Annotated in this window: 15 protein-coding genes and 2 pseudogenes; 9 read left to right on the top strand and 8 right to left on the bottom strand. The window is 43.6% G+C overall.

Features of this window, described 5'->3' with window-relative positions; genetic code table 11:
• Positions 1-238 precede the first annotated feature (238 nt).
• Complete coding sequence (locus LCM11_RS13385) at positions 239-835, top strand: Crp/Fnr family transcriptional regulator (RefSeq protein ID WP_224894789.1); 597 nt, start codon at positions 239-241, stop codon at positions 833-835.
• Here LCM11_RS13385 and LCM11_RS13380 read toward each other — a convergent pair.
• The 3 genes from LCM11_RS13380 to LCM11_RS13370 form a co-directional block, all read right to left on the bottom strand.
• On the bottom strand, positions 803-1,552 hold the full coding sequence (locus LCM11_RS13380; RefSeq protein ID WP_224894788.1) for a DUF4386 domain-containing protein: 750 nt from the start codon (positions 1,550-1,552) through the stop codon (positions 803-805). The genes LCM11_RS13385 and LCM11_RS13380 overlap by 33 nt on opposite strands.
• A 197-nt stretch (positions 1,553-1,749) precedes the next feature.
• Complete coding sequence (asnB, locus tag LCM11_RS13375; RefSeq protein WP_224894787.1) at positions 1,750-3,576, bottom strand: asparagine synthase (glutamine-hydrolyzing); 1,827 nt, start codon at positions 3,574-3,576, stop codon at positions 1,750-1,752.
• Positions 3,577-3,663: 87 nt separating this feature from the next.
• Positions 3,664-4,887, bottom strand: coding sequence for an MFS transporter (locus LCM11_RS13370; RefSeq protein ID WP_224894786.1), 1,224 nt, complete (start codon positions 4,885-4,887; stop codon positions 3,664-3,666).
• A 168-nt stretch (positions 4,888-5,055) separates the two neighbouring features.
• Here LCM11_RS13370 and LCM11_RS13365 point away from each other — a divergent pair, with 168 nt between their 5' ends.
• The 5 genes from LCM11_RS13365 to LCM11_RS13345 all read left to right on the top strand — a co-directional run bounded on the left by LCM11_RS13365 (position 5,056) and on the right by LCM11_RS13345 (position 8,722).
• On the top strand, positions 5,056-5,487 hold the full coding sequence (locus tag LCM11_RS13365; protein WP_224894785.1) for a MarR family winged helix-turn-helix transcriptional regulator: 432 nt from the start codon (positions 5,056-5,058) through the stop codon (positions 5,485-5,487).
• Positions 5,488-6,172: 685 nt separating this feature from the next.
• Positions 6,173-6,676, top strand: a complete 504-nt coding sequence (locus LCM11_RS13360; protein ID WP_224894784.1) for a DUF1456 family protein — start codon at positions 6,173-6,175, stop codon at positions 6,674-6,676.
• 564 nt (positions 6,677-7,240) lie between these two features.
• Complete coding sequence (locus LCM11_RS13355; protein ID WP_224894783.1) at positions 7,241-7,405, top strand: hypothetical protein; 165 nt, start codon at positions 7,241-7,243, stop codon at positions 7,403-7,405.
• A gap of 18 nt (positions 7,406-7,423) precedes the next feature.
• On the top strand, positions 7,424-7,774 hold the full coding sequence (locus LCM11_RS13350; RefSeq protein WP_224894782.1) for a hypothetical protein: 351 nt from the start codon (positions 7,424-7,426) through the stop codon (positions 7,772-7,774).
• A 12-nt stretch (positions 7,775-7,786) separates the two neighbouring features.
• The gene (locus tag LCM11_RS13345) at positions 7,787-8,722 is read left to right on the top strand and encodes an MvdC/MvdD family ATP grasp protein (protein ID WP_224894781.1); all 936 of its coding nucleotides are present in this window, start codon (positions 7,787-7,789) and stop codon (positions 8,720-8,722) included.
• 204 nt (positions 8,723-8,926) lie between these two features.
• Here LCM11_RS13345 and LCM11_RS13340 read toward each other — a convergent pair whose 3' ends face one another.
• The 5 genes and pseudogenes from LCM11_RS13340 to LCM11_RS13320 form a co-directional block, all read right to left on the bottom strand.
• Complete coding sequence (locus tag LCM11_RS13340) at positions 8,927-10,297, bottom strand: DUF2254 domain-containing protein (protein ID WP_224894780.1); 1,371 nt, start codon at positions 10,295-10,297, stop codon at positions 8,927-8,929.
• A 691-nt stretch (positions 10,298-10,988) separates the two neighbouring features.
• Positions 10,989-12,143 (bottom strand): annotated as a pseudogene (locus LCM11_RS13335) (exo-beta-N-acetylmuramidase NamZ domain-containing protein); the annotation flags it as partial.
• A 54-nt stretch (positions 12,144-12,197) separates the two neighbouring features.
• A pseudogene (locus LCM11_RS13330) lies at positions 12,198-14,246 on the bottom strand (glycoside hydrolase family 3 N-terminal domain-containing protein); the annotation flags it as partial.
• 482 nt (positions 14,247-14,728) lie between these two features.
• Positions 14,729-15,388: a DUF3889 domain-containing protein gene (locus LCM11_RS13325; protein WP_224894779.1), complete on the bottom strand. Its 660-nt coding sequence runs from the start codon at positions 15,386-15,388 to the stop codon at positions 14,729-14,731.
• Positions 15,389-15,554: 166 nt separating this feature from the next.
• Positions 15,555-15,917 carry a winged helix-turn-helix transcriptional regulator gene (locus LCM11_RS13320; RefSeq protein ID WP_224894778.1) on the bottom strand — a complete coding sequence of 121 codons (363 nt, stop codon included), beginning with the start codon at positions 15,915-15,917 and terminating at the stop codon, positions 15,555-15,557.
• Positions 15,918-16,252: 335 nt separating this feature from the next.
• On the opposite strand from LCM11_RS13320, the gene LCM11_RS13315 reads away from it, so the two are divergent.
• The 3 genes from LCM11_RS13315 to LCM11_RS13305 all read left to right on the top strand — a co-directional run bounded on the left by LCM11_RS13315 (position 16,253) and on the right by LCM11_RS13305 (position 20,405).
• Complete coding sequence (locus LCM11_RS13315) at positions 16,253-17,464, top strand: MFS transporter (RefSeq protein ID WP_224894777.1); 1,212 nt, start codon at positions 16,253-16,255, stop codon at positions 17,462-17,464.
• 319 nt (positions 17,465-17,783) lie between these two features.
• A complete protein-coding gene (locus tag LCM11_RS13310; protein WP_224894776.1) occupies positions 17,784-19,061 on the top strand; it encodes an ABC transporter substrate-binding protein in 1,278 nt (425 codons plus the stop codon).
• 21 nt (positions 19,062-19,082) lie between these two features.
• Positions 19,083-20,405, top strand: a complete 1,323-nt coding sequence (locus LCM11_RS13305) for a carbohydrate ABC transporter permease (protein ID WP_224894775.1) — start codon at positions 19,083-19,085, stop codon at positions 20,403-20,405.
• Positions 20,406-20,412: the final 7 nt, after the last annotated feature.

Raw genomic sequence — 20,412 nt, 5'->3', positions numbered from 1 at the left:
CGAGGAAGCTCACCGTTCCCCCATAGGAAAGCGAGTTATTTCCCCACCAGCCCTTTTCCACATAAAGTAACGGACCCGTTTATCTCGAAACTGAGTCTTCAACAAACGGGAGCTTTACCATAATATTATCACGGAAGTTTAACTGAGCTTATTATTTAATCATCCCCGATACCTTATCGCCTTCCATCCTGCTATACTAGAAGGATCAATACCAATCCTGATAAGGGAGCTGATGAGCATGAAAGATGTCCTTATCCAGTATATGAAACGTTTTTCCGATCTCAACGAGTCTGAATTAAAAAAACTGACCGTAGATGTTCCGGTCGCTGCTTTTAAGAAAGGAACGATCCTTTTACATCAAGGTGAAATCCCGGACAAATGCTATTTTGTTTTACAAGGATGTGTGCGGCAGTATGCCGTTGATGAACATGGAAATGAGAATACGTACAACTTCTTTACAGAAGAACAGAGTGTGACGATTTTTAATCAGCATAAAACGGATAAATCTTCTCCATACTCTCTTAGCTGTTTGGAAGACTGTACGCTTGTGGTAGGGGATTTATCTACCGAACAGGAAAGTTACGACACGCATCCCGTATTAGAGACCATGACTCGCAAAATGATGGAAGAGGACATGGGTGCTATGAGGGATGAATTCTCCGCTTTTATCTCTTCGACCCCAGAAGAACGGTATCGTGCTCTACTGGAAAAAAGACCAGGTTTAGTGGACCGGGTTCCCCAGTACCAATTAGCCAGCTACTTAGGGATCAAGCCGGAATCGCTAAGCCGTATTAAGAAACGCTCAGAAGCGAATCACCTCAGGATTGTGGAGTGAATAGGATTCATCTATCGTTAACTTTGTTCCTCTCCACAATAACCATATACCAAAGCCCAATTCTCCAATGAACATAGGTGCCATAAGAATGAACTCCAGTGTCCCTGTAAAACGTTCCATTTGCGGTAGGAAACCATACATGAAATGAACAAGGAAGTAGCTGAAGCCAGCTAGAATGACTAGAATACTAATGAATTTTGGAATTTTACTGGTATCCAGTGCAATCAGGCCGACAGCGATTAGATGAAGCCCGAAAATAATTAGCCCAAATGACCAGATGGCTTCAAATGCTGTGATGGACGCCATAGCTTGCTGTGCTAAGTTATCTGATGGAGTACCGGACACTGGTTCTTGAACCATATGACTTGCTATAACCAGATGGGAAACCGCAATGGCCAGAACGGCTGTGTAAAGTAACCGGAGCCAGCCGGCTAGTAGTGCGAATCCTGAATGGAAAGGTTTCAGAAACATATAAAATCCCCAGGCAACGATTAAATCCATCATCACAATAATGAGCCATCCAAGGACCTCAAGACGAAACATGGATTGAGAAGCCTGGATGTTTTTTAATGTAGTGAGCGCATCTCCATCTATGACCAATGAACTGTGAACATACCCCTGCGCAAAAAATGCAGCCAAAGTCATGACGAGTAAGGCTGCACCTGATAAGAAAGCTGCCTTCTGCTGCATGTTCTGATTCGTTATTCTTGTTTTCACATAAAATCCTCCTCGAATTTGATTTCATACCTATTGTATTTGGTTTGAGGAAGACTTTCCTTGACTTAAATCAAGGACACGATGTTTTTTAAAAAATTGGAGCTTGATTCAGTTGTAGCAGGGGGAATAGACAGCTTTTCCTGAAAGGTAAAAACCCCGCTCTCGAAGAGGCCGGCACCTCCCGAGAGCGGGGCTTATTATATCTCTACTTGAATGTTGTATTCTTTCATCCATTCATTGATCTGAATCAGGTAATCAAATAACGACTTTGCCTGAGATGGATGAACGTCATCCACTTCTCCCAGAGCAATCTTGTACACCCGTTCTGTATTAATATAGGCTAGAAGCGGAGAGGAGGGATCATTTAATATGGAAATCATCCAATTTTTAACCGCTTCGAAATATTCCTTATCTTTCGTGCTTGGATAGGCACTCTTCTTCCGGTACAGCACGTCTTCTGGCAGATAATCCGATAAGGCCCGGCGCAGAATTCCTTTTTCAATTCCGTCTACATTTTTCATATCGATCGGCACATTCCATAAATATTCTACCAGTCGATAGTCGCAGAAGGGAACCCTTACTTCAAAACCTGTCATCATACTGGCACGGTCTTTCCGGTCGAGCATAAACGGCAGGAAGCGGGTGATGAACATGTAGGACATACGCCGTTGTTTCGCTTGCAGTTCATTTTCTCCTTCGAGAACCGGGACTTCTTTGCGTGCTTCTTCGTAGCGTGCTTTCTGATAAGCAGGAAGATTCAGCTTCTCCTTCATGGAATCGGATAGAATGGCTGAAATGCCCGTCATATTCAGAAGCCACGGAAAGGTTTCGGCATCCAGGAATTCCTGTTTATGAAACCAGGGATAGCCGGAAAATACTTCATCTGCGGATTCACCGGACAAAGCAACGGTCGCGTTCTTTTTCATTTCCGTGAACAACAGGTAAAGAGAGCTTTCAATCTCTCCGACGCCGGGAAGGTCTCTTGCCCTCATCGGCACGAGCAGGTGATCCACCAGCTGCTGAGCATTCAGAATAACCGATTCGTGCTCGGTGCCGGCATACTGGGATACTTTTTCAACCCAGGGCTCATCCCGGTCAACACGGAGGAAATCTTCTTCAAAACTATCATCACTGTTCTCAAAGTCCATAGAGTAAGTGTTCAGCGTTTCCCCTGAAGCCTCAAGCTGCTTCGAGGCAATAGCTGTAAGTCCGCTGGAGTCAAGTCCGCCGGATAGCATGGAGACGACGGGACGATCCGCAAAAAGCTGGCGGTTAACCGTGTCTTCTAAATACGAGCGGATCGTTGAAACTGTAGTATCGAGATCATCTGTATGCTGCTTGCTTTCAAGTGTCCAGTATTGTTCTGTTTTACGTTGGTTATGTTGAAAGAGCACATAATGCCCGGCACGCACTTCTTCTATATCCTTAAAGACTCCCTGGCCAGGCGTGCGGATCGGTCCGAGTCCGAAAATTTCAGCCAGCCCATCTGCATCGAGGACAGGTTTCACGGAAGGGTGCGCGAATAACGTCTTCAATTCTGAACCAAAAAGAATCTCTCCGTTCCGTTCGGCAAAATATAAAGGTTTCACGCCAAGATGATCGCGTCCAAGCATCAGCTGCTCCTTACCTTCGTCCCATACACTAAAGGCAAAAATACCATTTAAGTGATGAACGCAGTCTTCCTCCCATTCTAAATAGGCGTGAAGAAGCACTTCGGTATCAGAGGAACTCTGGAACGTATGTCCCTTCGCCTCAAGCTCTTCGCGTAATTCTTTAAAGTTGTAAATCTCGCCATTATACGTAAGAACGATCGAATGGTCTCCCTTTTGATAGACCATCGGCTGAAGCCCGCCCTCTGGATCAATGACGATCAACCGACGCTGACCGAATGCAGCCTGACCCTTGAGCCAGGTATTGCCTGTGTCCGGACCGCGGTGAGTGATTGAGCTGGTCATATTGTCTATAATGGGTTCCTGATGTTCCAAATGACGAGTCCACGAAACCCATCCTGTAATACCACACATACTGTAACCTTCTTTCTTCATGTTTGTAGCTTAGCGGGTCTTAAGCAGATGCCAAGCGGACCCAGACCTGGAGATAGGGTGGACCTGTTAATGAGCTTCCGCCTGGTCCACGTGGCGGATATGTTTCTGATTCAGCCATACATAAATGACCGAAATGAATACACAGAATCCGCCCACGTAGAAGGGTACGCTGGAATTAAAATGTTCGGCCAGCTGCCCGGCTAAAAATGGAGCAAGAGCTCCTCCTAAAAAGCGCAGGAAGCTGTAGGCAGCTGAAGCGGTGGAACGTTCGACCGGACTTGCATTCATCACCGCTGTTGTAATAAGAGTATTATTATTTCCAAGCAAGGCGCCGGCGACGATGACAGCAGCAATGACCACCCACTGCGTGGACGTCCAGATTCCCATGGCCAGCAGAACTAGAGCAAATAATAACAGCATGAGACACATGGATCCGACTGTGCCGAACAGCCGCTGCAGTTTTGGTGCCATAAAGACGGAAGTAATTGCAAGCAGCACGCCCCATCCAAGGAATACGAACCCAAGGCCATGCTCGTCCAGTCCTAACACAAATGGGGAATAGGCAAGCAGCGTAAAAAAGCCGAAATTATAAAGAGCTGCTGTTATACCAAGAACGAGCAGGGAGCGGTGTTTTAATGCACGAAAAGGATCAAGCAGTGAGCTTTTTTTCTTCACGACCTGAACGGAACTTGCTTTAGGCATGAGAGTAGTCAGTCCAATAAAAGCAATCACCATCAGCGTGGCGACTCCAAGAAAAGGTCCTCTCCAGGAGATCGCCCCAAGCCAGCCGCCGATCAGCGGACCAACCGAGATTCCTAACCCAATCGCTGCTTCATAAAGAATGATCGCTTTAGCATTGCCGCTGTTCGACAGGGTTACAATAGCGGTCAGGGCGGTGGCAACAAACAGGGCATTCCCAAGTCCCCAGCCTCCGCGCAGAGCAACCAGTTCCCAGATGCCGTTAGATAACCCGCCCAAAGCGGAAAATAAAGCTATAATGACAATCCCGGATAAAAGTGTCTTTTTCATTCCGATTCTGGAGGTAATCACCCCGGTTACAAGCATGGCAACGGCCATGACGGCATTGTAGCTGGTAAATAGAAGGGTCACTTGACTTGGAGAAGCATCAAGCTGTTTGGCAATGGCCGGTAAAATCGGATCCACAAGACCGAGACCCATAAATGCGATGATACAAGCAAAAAATACAGCCCATACGGATTTGGGCTGTTTTAAAATACCCGGCTCTTCAGCGACCGTCACGCTGGGCACGGGTTTTCTCTGTGTAGCCATAATTAAAAACTCCTTTCCTGTAGGGAGGAGGAAGTATAAACTTCATCCATCCATATAGTTGTATAATACAAATATATAGTTGTATATTACAATTAAATTGGAAGAAGTGTCAATATCGAGATTTGATGGTATCATCAAAAGATAATCTTTGGATTTGAGGTGTAAGGAATGAGTGACGAGTCTTTGGACTTAATCGAGCGCCAGGTCACGGATTTCATTCGTCGGATCGTCCTGACCGAGAAGACGTACAGCAATTTAGACCGCTCCGCTTATATTCTTCTGCGTCAGTTGTCGACCTACGGACCCGCGGGTGTGAAAACGCTGGCTCAGGATTTACATTTGGATATCTCAACGGTAAGCCGGCAGGCCTCCGTGCTTGTAAATAAGAAGTACGTGGAGAAGATTCCGAATCCGGATGATCGCAGAGCCTATTATTATCAAATTACGGATGTAGGATCTCATGAATTGGAAGAGAATAAACAGAAGCGGTTTGATCGGCTTTCCAGTATATTGGAGGACTGGTCGGACGAAGACAAAAAGAGATTCGGAGAGCTTTTGAAAAAATATAATGATACAGTTAATGAAAAGCTCAACCCTTAATTTGATGCGCACACGTTTTATAGAAAAGATGCTATTTCAGTTTGGGAAAGCTGGAGGTTTCCTGATGGTAAGCAAGCTAAAAGGGCTGGAGCATCTAAGTGGATAACAGGGTGCAGAGATGTTACATTTGAAGTCATCTTCGAAAGAGGGAGATAAAATACGCTTAAAGAGGTGTTCCTATGTTCAAGTGGATTTTATCCAAATTTACGAAAAAAAGTAATACCCCTATACAAAGTAGAACTACCATTCATTCTTTACCTCCGAAGAGTGGCAAGAATAGATCGGAACAGGAAGAAGGTTATGTGAAGGACTGTGATTTAGGCTGGTGCTAAACGGTTCTATTTGTTGCCTTCCGCTTCTTGAGCCGGGAATGATTAAACAATTATGATCCAACCTGCACACGATGGAATCGTGCAAAGATCATTTCATAGTATTTCTAAAGCAAAAGCACCTATCTTCTGTTATCATGATAGGTGCTTTTGGTATGGGAGAGATGAGTCCTGCGCATAGTAAAGTTTAAGCAAAATAATCCACAGTGCGATTTTGTATAAACAAACAGGCTGCTCTACCATATCGTCCGGAAAACAGAACAATAAAACGTAAAGCGCCTCTTCCACCTTTGTAGTTAAAGCTTCCTTAATGAATAAAAAGGTGTGATAAGGCGATCGTATTTGGAGGTTTTTATATGGATAATAACGATATCGTCATCCGATTAAGGTATGCTCTTGATATTAAAGATCAGGATATGGCAGAAATCTTTAAACTGGGCGGAGAGGATCTTACCATTGAAGAAGTGCGTAAGGTTCTTACCAAATCAGAGGATGCAGACGAGGAAGAAGAAAATGAAGATCACATTAAATGCACCAATAGTATGCTGGAGTCCTTCCTGAATGGCTTAATCACCTTTAAACGTGGCCCCCAGGAGCCAAAACCCGGTCAGTCGAATAAGCCGGATCGTTCGATTAAGAATCAGTCCAGTGTGAATAACGTCATGCTGAAAAAAGTGAAAATAGCACTGAAATTAACGGCCGAGGATATTATCGATATTCTCGATGAAGTGAATGTGAAGATTACGAAAGGGGAAGTCAGTGCGCTGCTTAGAAAAGAGGGGCATAAGAATTATCGTCAGTTCGGTGATCAGTATGCGCGGAATTTCCTGCAGGGATTGACGATTAGATATAGAGGTTAGTCTTAAGTGCGGCAATAGAGTATTTAATAATTAACTCATTAATATCGTTGAAGACACGGTTTCTAATTCAATGGAGACCGTGTTTTTTATATTTCAATTGGTTCATATCTTCCGCTCATTTCCAGAGAAATTAGTGGACTGATTCTCCGCACTTGGTCCGAATGTTTAAGTGACTTTCGTGCTATTTCCTTTTCATAACCAATAGAAACCCGCGTTCTCTTTTGAACACGCCGACATTCTACCGAATGCTTTGGTACTATCGAAAGAGTGAGGTGGAAGTTTACTGTCCACCTCAAGATGATTAGATGTTCCTGGTTTATCTATGAACAGAAAAAATTTAAAAGCACGGTGTATAGTGGAGGTTATGGGCGATCATGCTTTTCGAATTAATTGGCCTGGAAGGATCTATTCACATTGAAATGGATAGTCTATTCTAAACTTAAATATTCAGAATATTTAAACATTATATGCCAAAATGTGCTAGAATTTAATAAAAGGAGGTGAATAATACCAATCGAAGCTGAACCATTAGTAGATTTAATAAATAAGGAGGCATAAGAGATAATGGCTAATTTAAAGCAAGTAAAAAACTGGACTGCCGCCTCATTAAGAAGAAAAGATGCCGTAGATTTTGCAGGTTTTTTAACAGATGAAAATGAAGAGTCCATTTACGTGGCGGACAGGCAGGGAACTTGGATCATTCCAAAGACAGACGTGACCTTTATGTAAGAATGGAATAATCCACCGATGAATTTTACGAAGTTTGGGAAACCAGTTCATGTAGGTATTAAAGAAAACGCAACCATTTATGAACTGCGTCCCTGGACGATTAAAAAAGTGCCGGGTGGACTGGGAGGTTCTGAGGTTAAGCAGAATATGGATAAGATCTTCAGCCTTGGAGGAGCCCCTCTGCCTGTGAGTGAACAAACGTACATTGGCGAAAGTCAGGTGGCTGAACTGGAGCGAATGTTTTCGAGAAGGATAGGCTGGGTTCCGGAGGATTTAGCGGATGATCCCCGTCTTAATCCGGTCGGCCAAGTCATGCAGACGGTTTCGAAAACACTTGTGCTAAACGACGGCTTTTGTGATACGGATTAGGGGATTAATGGAATGAATCAAACCATTTTAATCGTTGCTGACAAAAGAGATTTTCATGCAGCAGCCGTATCCGAAGCTTTGAAAAAACGCGGAGAAAAAGTGGAGTGGGTTGATTTTACAGACCTCACGGAATCCTGTCACATGTCCATGTCCATTGAACAGCAGCCGAATGCCAAAATTATTTCTTCCTCCGGACACCCTGTTGAATTATCTGAAGTGAAAACGATTTGGTGGAGACGTCCGAAATCCCCGCAGGATAACAGTGAACTTGATGAAGACACAAGGAATTTTGTACACGGTGAATGGGAACATTTTCTCGATAGCTTTGAAGCATTCGTACCCGGAGTGAAATGGGTAAATCGACCATACGCTAATCGAATGGCTAATCGTAAAGGATTTCAACTCACTGCTGCAAGAGAAGCTGGCTTACGCATACCGAATACACTGATGACCAATGATCCTTCAGCCGTAAGGTCATTAGCTGAAAAAGGACACCCTCTTGTTTACAAAAGGATTGGCGGGGCCTCTCGTCCAATCACAGCCACTAAAGAATTATTACCTTCCGACCTTAACCGCCTTGATTCTCTTACTCAGTGTCCAGCTATTTTTCAAGAACGAATCGAAGCTTCCATGGATATTCGGGTGACAGCTATTGGTCATGACCTCTATGCTGCTGAAATCGATTCCCAATCGGGTTCGTCACAGCTGGACTGGCGATTTGACCATTCTGTTCCTTTTAGGCCTCACTTGCTTGATAAAGAAACAAGTCAGTCAATTCGAAAAGTTATGGAAAAACTTGGAATTCACTATGGCGCATTTGATTTTCGTCTTACTCCTGAAGGAGAGTATGTATTTCTGGAAGTCAATCCGAGCGGCCAGTTTCTCTTTATAGAGTTATTGACTGACATTCCCTTAACCGAACACATGGCTGCCTATTTATCCTTTTAAAAATGATCATTACGTGCCTAGTTAATTAAAAAACTAAATTCAAAGTTTCATATTTTTTCAGGAAGCTTATGCCTATTTGAGTATCAGACAGCAGTATATAAAACTACGGGTAAAATCATTAGTTGGTCCAAGAATTAAAAAGGCCCGTCCTTATTGTAGAGGACGGGCTTTGCAGTGCATACTTAGTTAGCTTTTCATTCCCTGTCAACAGGTATATATCCTTTTTGGTAATATATCTTTCAGCTCCTCATACCCATCCGAGTGGTTCGTGTGAAGAGCGACCTCCTCTAAATTTCTGACGATATAATAGCAATCTACCTCGTAAAGAGTAAACTGCTGATAGCCTTTTATCGTTTGCTCAGCAAATTTCCATATTTCATCGTGGACTTTGGAATCCATTGACTGGGCTAAGAGGCTCAGCATTTCAAATATGGTGATAATAACGGTGGAGTTCTTACCGGCATATTCCCGAATGTAACCAAAGCTCTTAAATAAAAAGTAGTCAAAGCCATCGTATTTTAATTTCAGTCTGACGTGGTTTTCATCATCCACGAGAAAAGGAGAAAAAGAAGTGGCATTTCCTATTTCTTTTAAAAGATCCGTTATTTGGTACAACGTATTATTAACGGTTAACGGATCATTATTCCCAATGGCTTTAACAGCGACTTCCACCAGTTTCTCAAGCCCGAACTCTAAATCCTGAATTTCTGTCTTTTTCGCATCCACACGCACAAGCTTATTATATTTGGATTCATCAACTGGACCACTGCCTTGCCAGTAATCAAATAGCGGGGTGTTATCGAGAATGAATTCACCTATGGAAGCTCTTAATTCAATAACAACATCGTCTGCCTTAGCCTGATCGATTATCTTTTTGAAATCAGCCGATTGTATATGTCCAGAGTCCTTTGACATAATCGTTGTGGCCTCACTATTATTAGTGATTCTATCTATGAATTGTTCATCACGGACTCGATAGGGTTCTGTTTCTTTCAGGAGGGATTCTCTTAACGTATTCTTGGTCGTATTTTTCATATTGGACGTTATATTATGCACCTGCAACCAGGTAGACGTATGGTTAACAAAGTAAATAAACGTCACTGCAGCGGCAAATGTAATGAATACGGATAGCACAGGAATAACGAAATAGGTTTCCTTGCTGCTGTTACTTAAAAACAAAATATTTAACAATACGTAAATGAAGCTTCCGTTAAATATTCCAAGAACGTGCTGCGTGGGGGGTTCACTGATGAAATTTAACACCATACGTGAGGAAAATTGGCCGCTTAACGTGGTAAGAGCGACCAGCAAGGAGTTAATTGTGAAGGCACTAAGAGTCAGCACTCCGCCAATTAACGTAGTGATCAGTAATCGGGCTGTGGTTCCTTCAAACGTGATTGAATCCGGTATATATGTATCAATCTCCAGGTAAAGATCCAGGAATGCGCTGATACATGATAGTACAATGGCTACACCGATGTAACGAATAGGCATCAGCCATAAGGTCTGGTTCAGCTCATTCCTCCGTTCTCTTTTTGTCATAGAAAAATATCTGCTGATGTCTGGTTTTTTCATTCATTTTCTCCTATCTTATAAAATACTTCGATGAGATCCAGGTGCTTTATCCTTAATACCCTGACTTTTGGTCATTTAATCTGTAGTATGTTTGGGGCCAAAGTGGAGGGGGTGTTCAAAGTTTATTATTTTAATCAGCCAGGGACGCTTTCTATTCGATAATGACTATTAATTTATTAGGCGAATTCTTCTTCCTGAAGTAAGATAGGAAAAAACCTCTTCGATCCGCAATGGACTCTATTAATTTTGTTTCATGGAACATGGCATTTGATAACTGACCGTCGAAGATATTGTAAAGTAGTGAGAAATACAATCCGACTAATTCAGTATTGTTCAGTTTTTCATAGGATGTGTGATTAGTCAGAAATAGTCCTCCTTAAATTAATAAAAAGTGTAATGGGCTTTTACCTGTGTATTAAATATTTAAACAATTATTTTTTGAATATTGGAATTTTGATTCTCAATGGAGATAAATGAGAAGAGTGGAGCCGTTCATATGACTTATTTAGATTGATAGAGTTGAAGTCGTGGAGAAAAGGAAGGAGAAGGGAGTTCTTAAGGGTGCGTCGAAAGATACCGCTTCCTGAAAGTAAACATTCTAACTAGTAGTATATCGAATATTACAAAATACTTCCACCTCAGGTCATCCAGATTATGGATGACCTGAGGTGGAAGTTTATTCCTTTATTCTTTATTTATAGAGGAGGTATTGCTCTCTGATCTTTTTGAAGCCTTTTAGTTCTTTCTCCCAAATCTTCTGCATGCTAGAAACCGATTGGCCATTTTCAATTCCTTCACGGACCCAGCCGTTACCGATCAAGTAATCGAAGAAAGAGATGCCGGAGCTGTTTTCTTCGCGGAACTGGAAGTCCGTCGGATACATATCATGAATGGTTTTCACGAGGTGAACGCCTGTTACAACAGGGTTGAACTCGTCACGGTCCAGCACATGCAGCTGAACTCCGTGGGTTAATTCACCAGCATGCTTCGAGAATGCCGGGGTGAACGAGGCTGCTCGGAACCTGACGCCAGGTAAGTCCAGTTTATTCATTGCAGCTGCCAGTTCTGTACTATTAATGTAAGGAGCGCCAATTAATTCAAATGGCCGCGTAGTGCCGCGTCCTTCTGAAACATTGGTTCCTTCAATTAAAGCAGCGCCTGGATAAACATAAGCTGTATCGACGGTCGGCATGTTAGGGGAGGGAGCGACAAACGACATATCGGTGTCGTTGTAGTCCATGCTGCGCTCATACCCGTCCATTTCCACGACCGTTAAATCTGCCCCAATGTCATATTCATTATTGAAAAGTTTAGCAAGCTCACCAACGGTCATCCCGTGGCGTAAGGGGATAGGATAATTCCCGACAAACGACTTGTAATCTGTATCCAATACCGGCCCTTGAACTTTATCGCCGCCAATTGGATTAGGACTGTCGAGGACGATAAATGGAATGTCGTTCTCCTCAGCGGCTTCCATAGCATAGGCCATCGTGTAAATATACGTATAGAAACGTGTTCCAACATCCTGAATGTCGAACATTAACACATCAATATCCTCAAGCATTTCAGGGGTCGGTTTACGGGTTTTGCCATACAAACTGTACACAGGCAGTCCCGTCTGCTCATCTGTATAGAAATCTACGTATTCACCCGCCTGTGCACTTCCCCGCACTCCGTGTTCCGGTCCGTATAGAGCTGTCAAGTCTACATCCTCATCATTATAAAGAATGTCGACAATGCTGTTCAGTTCCTGATCAACACCGGTCGGATTTGTAATTAAGCCCACCTTTTTGCCTTCAATCAGTGCTTTTTCTTCATCTAATAGTTCTTCCACGCCAAGCTGAAAAGAACCATCTTGTTCATCTTTATTCTCTTCCTCGTCTTCGTCATTGTGATCGCCATAGCTTAAGCCTGTACCATACGGGAATAATGTCCCGCCATCCTCACTTGGAATGGCAACGGGCAATTTACCGGTTGGATTGTTTGCACCAAAAATGGTTTCGGCTGTGGCCTCGAAGCTGGCAGCTCTGAAGCCATATTGAGCGATAAAGGCGTCCACTTCCGGATACGCCATAACGTCATATGGATTACGGATGCCGACACCGATTACGTCGCCATCAGTCGTATTCATCACTTCATGCATGAGCTGCATTTGCGGATGATCTTCCGAACGAGTGGATACATTGTAGGTGTAGGTACCAACAATGACTTGATCTGCGTTTTTCACCTGTTCTTTTTGCTCATCAGACAAGGCACTCGAACTGCTCTTAATGAGAGTGGTGTTTTCGTGGTGTTTCTTCACCTGCTCGGCCAATTCCTCACTGAATGAGTTTCCAACCACCACTACCTCTTCATCTTCGTCCAATTCAAGAGGGAGGACGTTGTCGTTTTGAACTAATGTGATGGACTGTTCAGCTGCTTTTTCTTCGACTTGTTTATGAGCTTCAGATCCAACCACCTGTTCGGCTGCTGCGATTTTTTCATCGATAGACGTTGGATTTTCTGATTTGATGATGCCGTGATTTAATTTTAACGTTAAAATTCGCTCCACAGATTTGTTGATGGTGTCCATCTCAATCTCTCCGGAATCAATCGCTTCATAAATGCCATTCGCCACTTTTTCCAAACCGACTGGCATAAGCACGATATCTGTACCTGCTTTAATGGATCGAATTACGGCATCAACAGGTCCGAAATGATCCTGGATGGCGTTCATGTTCAGTGCGTCTGTAATGACCACACCATCATAGCCCATTTCCTCTCTCATCAGCCCGGTCAGGACTTTCTTCGATAAGGTTGCCGGTAGGGCAATTTCCGTGCCGTCTTTTTTCGAGATTACTTTCGTGTCGTCAATCTTAGGGAAGGTAACATGTGCGGTCATAACAGCATCAATTCCTGCATCCATGGCTTTTTGGAAAGGATACAGTTCCACTTCTTTCAAACGTTCTTTATCATGTGGAACTTCCGGAAGCCCTAAGTGGGAGTCAACTGCAGTATCTCCGTGACCCGGGAAGTGTTTAGCGGTCGCGGCTACACCTGTTTCCTGCAGGCCTTTTGTATAAGCTACGCCCATTTGAGCAACAAGCTCAGGGTTTCCGCCGAAGGACCGCACGCCAATGACCGGATTATCCGGATTGTTATTCACGTCCATAACGGGTGCAAGGTTCATATTAATGCCTAGAGAAGAGAGCTCTTCTCCGATTGCTTGTCCAACATTTTGTGTGATTTCCTCAGAACGTGTAGCTCCCAAGGCCATGTTCCCAGGGAAATCCGTCCCTGATTGTAAACGCGTCACGATGCCGCCTTCCTGATCAATGGTCATCAGTAAACCATATTTTTCAGCGGCTGTTTGGTAATCGGACACGAGTTCTGCGGTCTGTTCGGTTGTCACGACATTTTCACGAAATAAAATGACGCCGCCGAGGTGATATTTCTTCACTTGCTCTTCAATCTCAGGCAGCATTTTCGTTACATTTTCGCCGTCCCATTTTCTAAAGTCCGGCATCAGCATCTGGCCGACTTTTTCTTCCATTGTCATGTTTTCCAGTGCATGAGCTACCAGGTCATAACGGTCGCCTTTTTCTTTAACCATGTTCTTACTAATATAAGTATCTCCACCATCACGCTTCGGTTTGACGTGTGCGGCGATCCGGTCTTTATGATCACCGTTCGTAACCGTGATCCACGCTCGGCCCGGCTTTCCGCTAAAAGTAACGGTCCCGTTCTGATCTACCTTTGCGACTCTTGGATTTTTCGAAGACCAATGCAGTCCTTCGTTCACCTTTTTGAAATAACCGTCCTCGTAGACATTTAACGCGCTGAGGTCAAAGCTGTCTCCTTCTACCGTTACATCCGACTGCGGAACATTCTGAAGGATGATCAGATCAGACTTGTTTCCCTCATCTGATGCTGTCGCCGTTGAATTTGAAAACATCGACGGAAGCAGCATACAAATGGTAAGCGTCACGATGAACATCCATTTTCCCATTTTTCTCATTCATCATTCCTCCTTAATTTTATCTATTTGAAAAAGGTGGACCAGCCTAGTGAATGATCCAGCTTTTGCAAAACATGAAAGACTATGTGCGAGATCATGGTGCGTTTTATAGCGGATAATAGGGAAGGGAGAGGAGTGTATTTATTGTAAGCGTTTTCATTTATTACCAAAAGCGTATCGTATATATGATATAGTCGTCTATACCACTTTTGGCCCTGTATGCCTCTTTTGGTCCATTTTTCCATATCTAAATTCCTGCGACATAAGAACCGTTTTGAAATATCATGTCGATTATTTATTAATTCAGTAAAATATTAAATTATAAATATCCAAATATTGTATGACCTGAGGTGGAATAATTTGGTTGTTTATTACCAAACGAAAGAGAAGCAGGGGGTTTTTCCTGCTTCTTTGAACCGTTTTGGTTTCGCTGCTTATACTTCTTTAAAGTTAATGGAATTGATTCGGTCCGTATTCGGATTATAGACAACCGACCCCTGGATAGTGGTTGTTTCCTGAGGAGACTGCATAACGAATTTATAGACTTCTCGAATTCCCCCGCCGTTCACCTGGTTTTGACTAACTTTACTATAATCGGTGACATTATAGTTCGGATAGGCAGCCTGGATGATCTCAAGCAGATATTTTCCCCACTTTTCCTCTTCCAGTTCGGGAGAGGCGATAATGTCGACGTTAATAACGCCTAAATCGATATTGGCGCCGAGAGCCTCAAAAGCTTTTCTATGAAGATTTATCTTGTTCGCCGGGTAATTTGACACTTTGTCGACGACCGTTACAATCACGACTCTTCCGTTCGTAACATTACGAACCTTGATGGCCTGACCGCACTGATATGGTGAATTGCTTCCTACAGCTGCCGTCATATATTGATTGTTCGACCATGGAATGCCGCATTGGGTTACGGCTCCGCCTTCCGTCCAAGTGGCCTGACCTCTTACAGGCTGCCTGAAGTCATAATAGCTTTGCCGATTTGCGAAGTAATGTGGATAAGAATAACGTGAATAAGATGGCTCTTGATAGGGGGCAGGTACATGCGGATAGCCATAGGGAACGTGATAATAGTGAGAATACATCCGTTTTCCTCCTGTTTTTTCATTTATATCCCCATTAGCCTATGCATATAGGAGGGAAGCGGTGAAAGAGGAGAGACTTCTTCGTTCTGGTTCCGTTAAACTGTTCAGGGTAAAAAATAGAAAAACACCTCCATGTAAGTGCATGCATGGAGGTGTTCAGTAGAGGCTATACATTTTGCAGTTCTGATTCGTCTAAAAGTACTTCCGATTTATCGGGATATGTGTTTTCAATGTGCTTTTCACCCCAGGCACAAAGCATATCCAAAGCTGGTTTCACAGACCAGCCGTAGTCCGTGAGCTTATATATAACTTTAGGAGGTACCTGGTTGAAAACCACTCGATCTACCACTCCGTCTTCTTCTAATTCCCTTAACTGCTGAGTGAGCATTTTCTGAGTTATTCCCGGCATTAACCGTTTAAGTTCGCTTGTTCTTAGTTCCTGTTTGATCAGATGGCATAATATAACCACCTTCCACTTTCCGCCTATTACTTCAAGAGCTGCTTCTACTGGGATATTATATTTTTTCATTATAATTCCTTCTTTCAATTTCCATAAAATGATTATTCATTATCGTTTAAAGTAACACAGGGATAAGTATTTATCCAAGCTTAATGCTGCGTATCGGTCCAATCTTTCAAATTGTTCACGACTTCCATTGAGAAGCCATTACATATTTGTACATAAATTCACCTGTGCTCAAGCCTATAACGATACAAATGTTACTTTTTAGTACCTACGTGACTTTAAAGTGCGTACTTCCATAAATCTTTCTACCTTCTATAATGGGGATTACTGAGAAAACGAAAGGCGCCTTCGTGAGTATCACTCAATTAATATGTATAGGAAAGAAGGAGGCTTTTTTAATGAGTTCTCAAACAGCAGCCGTAAATCACAATCAGTCTGAAACCAAAGGAGGCACTCCCGCTTTAATTGCCTTAGCGATTAGTGCCTTCGGAATTGGAACGACAGAGTTTGTGCCCGTTGGTTTATTGTCATCAATTGCTGACGATTTATCTATTTCCATTACTCTCGCGGGTTTATTGATATCAGGGTATGCAATCGGTGTTGCGATAGGGGCACCGGTTTTAACAGCCTTAACAAGTAAAATGAGTCGTAAGTCGTTGCTCATGTCTTTGATGGTTCTATTCATTGTAGGGAATTCGGTGGCCGCGTTATCCACCAGTTTTGGGTTATTGCTCGTGGCACGATTTATTACCGCTTTCTCGCACGGAATCTTTTTTTCCATAGGCTCAACCATTGCGGCAGACTTAGTACCCGCGCATAAGCGGGCAAGCGCCATAGCCTTTATGTTTACAGGATTAACCGTTGCGACGGTTACAGGGGTTCCGCTTGGTACATTCATCGGCCAGGCCTTTGGATGGAGAGCCACATTCTGGGGCGTTGCCTTATTAGGAGTCATTGGAATTATCGCAAGTGCGATCCTAGTTCCCAAAAATTTAAAAGAAGCTCCACCAGCGAAGTTTAGTGAGCAATTAAAGATTCTACGTAATAGCCGCTTAATTCTAGCCTTTGTCATTACCGCATTAGGGTACGGCGGTACCTTTGTTGCTTTCACATATCTGACTCCTTTATTACAGGAGGTTACAGGATTCAGTGCCAAATGGGTGAGTGCTATTCTGCTATTGTACGGAGCGGCTGTAGCAATTGGTAACGTAATTGGAGGTAAAGCTTCAGATAAAAACACCCTAAAAGCCTTATCAACTATGTTCCTGCTGCAGGCGGTGACTTTATTCCTGTTAGCGTTCGCAGCTCCATTTAAAGTCTTCGGCCTGATCATGATTTTCCTTATGGGCTTATTTGCATTTATGAATGTGCCGGGCTTACAGATTCTCGTGGTGAATCTAGCAGAGAAATATGTGCCTTCCGCGGTTAATGTAGCCTCTGCTCTTAACATTGCTGCTTTTAATGTAGGGATTGCTATTGGTTCGTTTGTCGGAGGTTTGATCGTGGATAACTTAGGTTTGATACACACCCCTTGGATTGGCGGTGTCATGGTAGTAGGAGCTGTGTTCTTAACGAGCTGGCTCCGTGGTATGGAACGGAACGCTGCTTAAACACGATATAGCGAGTGTTAATCCCCATAAAATGAATAGAAAAGATTGTCCACCAGGAGAGCAAATCTCACAAAAATAAACTTACAACCAATTAAGAATATTTGTAGTAGATTCATAATAAGATAAAAGAAATACCTATTGGGGCATAGATCCAACAGGTATTTTTTTATGACCATATCCAACCCTTACAATCGGAAAACTATGTAATTCTATATAAATTTAAATGAAATATTTAGAATAATTTGAATTATAATGTAAATTAATTTACAGTTGGTTGTATGAAAGGTTACATATTCGTTTTAATCAAAAAGGAGGGAGCATGATGAAAAAAAGACCAATAAGACAGGGGATTCTATCGGGAATCATGGTGAGTCTCCTGCTTGTTGCAGGGTGCAGTTCAGATGAAGCCGCTGGCGACAGTGATGAAGTTACGCTCGTTTATGCGAGAGGTGTCGACACAACAGAAGGAAATGCGAAGCTGATCGAGGCTTTTGAAGAAGAGCATCCGAACATTAACATCAAGTACCGGGAAATGCCGTCGGACAGTGGGCAGCAGCATGATCAGTATGTTACGACCCTGAGCGGCCGAAGTGCAGAAATAGATGTATTCGATGCGGATGTGGTGTGGCCGGCGGAATTCGCTCAAGCCGGTTACGTTATGGGATTGGACCGGTTTATCGAAGAGGATAACATCGATATGAACAAATATTTCGAAGGAACCGTTGATTCCGTAACCTTCAATGGACGGACGTGGGCGATGCCGAAGTTTACCGACGCCGGTTTATTATATTACCGAAGCGATATCGTAGACGAGCCGCCTGAGACCTGGGATGAACTGAGTGAAATGGCAGGGAATCTTAAAGGGGAAGCAGGGACCAATTTCGGCTATGTTATGCAGGCCAACCAGTATGAAGGGATTGTCGTTAACGCGATTGAATTCATACATGCTTATGGCGGAGAGGTTATTAACGATGTTGGAGAAGTGGTTGTTGATAACCCGGAAGCGATTGAAGGGATTCGTAAAATGACCGAAATCGCCCAGTCTGACTACGTTCCAAACAACATTTTAAATTTTACGGAGCTTGAAACTGAAACCGCTTTTATTCAAGGGAATACGGTCTTTGCCCGGAACTGGCCTTATATGCAAGCTTCTTCAGCGAATGAAGATAAGTCTCAGGTTGCAGGGGATGTCGGTTTCTCCTTGCTGCCTAAAGGTGATGAGCAGTCCGCATCTACGCTGGGTGGCTGGGTCACGATGATCAATAAGTACACGGAACATCCAGAAGCTGCCTGGGAGTTTGTTAAGTTTATGACAGGTAAAGAAGGGCAGAAGATCAGCGCTACCGTAGGAGGCACAGCTCCGACGATCAAATCACTTTATGACAATGAAGCGGTAAAAGAAGCTTCTCCAGTATTTGCGAACGAGGCGTTTGTGGAAACTTTACAGAATGCTGTGCCTCGTCCGGTTACACCGAATTATCCAAAGATTACGGATATTATTCAGATTGAGATCTCAAAAGCCCTGGCTGGAGATGTCTCGCCAGAACAAGCTGCGCAGAATATGCAGAGAGAAATTGAAAACGTTGTTAACGAATAAAAGCGAGAAGGAGGATGAAATATGAGTAAGCGTCGATTCTCGCTTAGCGAGAAGCAGCTAGGGTACGCGATGGTAGCGCCATCCTTAATCCTAATCGCGGTTATAGTATTGTGGCCGATTATGCTGTCGTTTTGGAACAGCTTATTTGATTACCGCCTTAATGATCCGTCTCTTTCCCAGCGTACACTTGGGAGTGAGATTAACATGGAGCGGTATGCGGACAACTATGATTTCGTGAATAAGACCATAGAGGAAATTCTTGCAGAGTCCAGTGCAGAAGAAGTGACGAACGAAGTAGAAACGATTCAGCAGGGAATTAACGAACGGCACAACACCTTCCTGTCTGAAGGAGATCACGAAGAGAAGTTCAATGAAGTATTGGAAACGGTTCGTTCTCACTATGCTGTAAAAGATCAATCACTGAAATACGTATCCATAGATGAGTCCTTTAAGAAAGATTATTCGACGTACTTAACCGAACAATCAGAATCGCTGGCTTCGCTTTCAAGCGAACAAGAGGGGGCGATGGCGACCAGGTTAAGCGACTTATCCGGTCAGATCAAACTAATGGATTCAAGCTTTATGAAGGAGAACTTCGTAGGCTTTGGGAATTATGCTCAGTATCTCCAGGAGTCGAGACTATGGCAGTCCATCGGGGTCACCACGCTGTTCACCGTCGTCTCCGTATTTTTTGAGCTGGTCTTAGGACTGGCCATCGCTCTTTTAATTAACCGGGCATTTTTTGGACGAGGAGCGGTGCGTGCGTCGGTTCTAGTACCGTGGGCAATCCCGACTGCGGTGTCTGCGATGATTTGGAAATTCCTGTATGATGGTCAATCAGGAGTAGTCGCTCACTATTTCGAGCAGCTCGGAATCATTCAGGATGCCGGTCAGCTTCTAACGACAAGTGCAGGAGCGATTTTCTCCATTATTTTCACAGATGTGTGGAAAACCACACCTTACATGGCGTTACTGTTACTGGCGGGTTTACAGACGATTCCGCATCAACTCTATGAATCTGCACAAGTGGACGGGGCGAATGCGTGGAACCGGTTTTACAAAATTACGCTACCTATGCTTCGGTCTACGATTCTGGTTGCGCTATTATTCCGAACGCTGGACGCGTTCCGGGTATTCGACTTGATCTACGTATTAACAGGAGGCGGGCCAGCCAACGCGACAGAGGCGGTTTCCGTTTACGCCTACAAAGTGTTATTCGCCCAGCAGAACTTCGGGGCAGGATCGGCTCTTTCCGTCATCGTCTTTATCTGCGTCGCGATTATCAGTACCCTGTTTATCCGGTTTATCGGTTCTGACCTTATGGCAGGAAAACAAAAAGGTTAAGATACTA

Source organism: Halobacillus halophilus, assembly GCF_020171985.1.
Taxonomy (GTDB): domain Bacteria; phylum Bacillota; class Bacilli; order Bacillales; family Halobacillaceae; genus Halobacillus; species Halobacillus halophilus_A.
This window is presented reverse-complemented; position numbering and strand designations above follow the sequence as displayed.

Excerpts from the sequence above, each read along its gene's own strand:
- LCM11_RS13385 (WP_224894789.1), top strand. The coding sequence starts at position 239 with ATGAAAGATGTCCTTATCCAGTATATGAAACGTTTTTCCGATCTCAAC.
- asnB (WP_224894787.1), bottom strand. The coding sequence starts at position 3,576 with ATGTGTGGTATTACAGGATGGGTTTCGTGGACTCGTCATTTGGAACAT.
- LCM11_RS13370 (WP_224894786.1), bottom strand. The coding sequence starts at position 4,887 with ATGGCTACACAGAGAAAACCCGTGCCCAGCGTGACGGTCGCTGAAGAG.
- LCM11_RS13365 (WP_224894785.1), top strand. The coding sequence starts at position 5,056 with ATGAGTGACGAGTCTTTGGACTTAATCGAGCGCCAGGTCACGGATTTC.
- LCM11_RS13360 (WP_224894784.1), top strand. The coding sequence starts at position 6,173 with ATGGATAATAACGATATCGTCATCCGATTAAGGTATGCTCTTGATATT.
- LCM11_RS13355 (WP_224894783.1), top strand. The coding sequence starts at position 7,241 with ATGGCTAATTTAAAGCAAGTAAAAAACTGGACTGCCGCCTCATTAAGA.
- LCM11_RS13350 (WP_224894782.1), top strand. The coding sequence starts at position 7,424 with ATGAATTTTACGAAGTTTGGGAAACCAGTTCATGTAGGTATTAAAGAA.
- LCM11_RS13345 (WP_224894781.1), top strand. The coding sequence starts at position 7,787 with ATGAATCAAACCATTTTAATCGTTGCTGACAAAAGAGATTTTCATGCA.
- LCM11_RS13340 (WP_224894780.1), bottom strand. The coding sequence starts at position 10,297 with ATGAAAAAACCAGACATCAGCAGATATTTTTCTATGACAAAAAGAGAA.
- LCM11_RS13325 (WP_224894779.1), bottom strand. The coding sequence starts at position 15,388 with ATGTATTCTCACTATTATCACGTTCCCTATGGCTATCCGCATGTACCT.
- LCM11_RS13320 (WP_224894778.1), bottom strand. The coding sequence starts at position 15,917 with ATGAAAAAATATAATATCCCAGTAGAAGCAGCTCTTGAAGTAATAGGC.
- LCM11_RS13315 (WP_224894777.1), top strand. The coding sequence starts at position 16,253 with ATGAGTTCTCAAACAGCAGCCGTAAATCACAATCAGTCTGAAACCAAA.
- LCM11_RS13310 (WP_224894776.1), top strand. The coding sequence starts at position 17,784 with ATGATGAAAAAAAGACCAATAAGACAGGGGATTCTATCGGGAATCATG.
- LCM11_RS13305 (WP_224894775.1), top strand. The coding sequence starts at position 19,083 with ATGAGTAAGCGTCGATTCTCGCTTAGCGAGAAGCAGCTAGGGTACGCG.